The organism is Wenzhouxiangella sp. YN1 (assembly GCF_056324145.1).
The window spans coordinates 1-1,013 of record NZ_JBJNIO010000056.1 but is presented as its reverse complement, the minus strand read 5'-3'; the positions used below and the strand labels follow the sequence as shown (position 1 = coordinate 1,013).

Below are 1,013 nucleotides of genomic sequence, written 5' to 3'. Positions count from 1 at the left end.
AACCGGCGTCGGGTACGCTTCTCAAGGCGCGGGTCGGTGACAACTTCGTTGGAATCAGACATCTCTTCGCTCCGTAAGCGCCCTGAATGTTACAGATAAAACCGATCAGGTACTGTTGGGAGGGATGTTGACACACAGGGCAATCGCATGCGTTCTAGTGGCGCCCCCATTGTCCTCAAGCGGCCCCAACTGCGGGATTAGATCCCTTGCTGACGTGGAGCAGGCGTCGAGTGAGATGAGATTATACTCATCAGCAACAACGAGCCCTCCTTCACTGAAACAATCTGCGAGCCCTTGAGTACCCGCGACTATTGAATTGTATATACGCGCCTCGGCTATGTCGTCTAAATAAATAGCGCCTCCATCAGGTGCGCTATTTTCGAACAGAGTCACATGCGTTAGGTCAATTTCTGTCAATAGGTCGACAGCGTGTATCGCCGCACCACCTGAGAAAAATTCGGATTGGACCGAATTCGACGAAAACGTAGAGTTTCTTATAGCTAAGGACGAAGCGTCAGATACGTAGATGGCGCCTCCATATCGACCAGCCATATTGTTAGAGAACGTTGAGTCTTGAATGCCTATGATAGCCCTGTCAAGGGTATAGAGCGCTCCACCGATAGAGCTGGCGCTGTTATCTGAAAACGTGGACTCAATGATATCAATTTCTACAGGAGGACTGGTGGATCCACTAAAGGTATATATAGCGCCACCAGAGTAGGGGGTTCCGTTCCCTTGGACTACAGATTTGTTGACAGATATATCAACATTGAGGCTGTCAATCGCACGGCTGTCATTGTTGATGATCTGGCTACCGTCAATGACTAGCTCACCAAACCCATTCACCCATATCGGTGGTTGTCAAGATAGATGTCGCCTTATCCATGTTCACGCAGCCTGATTTTCCGGCTGCTCTGCCTTCTCCGGGTTCAGCCAGACGGTTCCGACCGGTGACCAGTTCCGAGTATCTCCGCTCCAGCGCTGTGGGTGCTGGTCTCGTGCCGCCTGGTAGA

1 protein-coding gene is annotated in these 1,013 nt (G+C 51.1%); it reads right to left on the bottom strand.

What is annotated here, in order from left to right; all coding sequences use genetic code 11:
- Positions 1-105 precede the first annotated feature (105 nt).
- Positions 106-846 (bottom strand): hypothetical protein, encoded by a 741-nt coding sequence (locus ACEWQZ_RS00250; RefSeq protein ID WP_476481063.1) that lies wholly within the window; start codon positions 844-846, stop codon positions 106-108.
- Positions 847-1,013 lie beyond the last annotated feature (167 nt).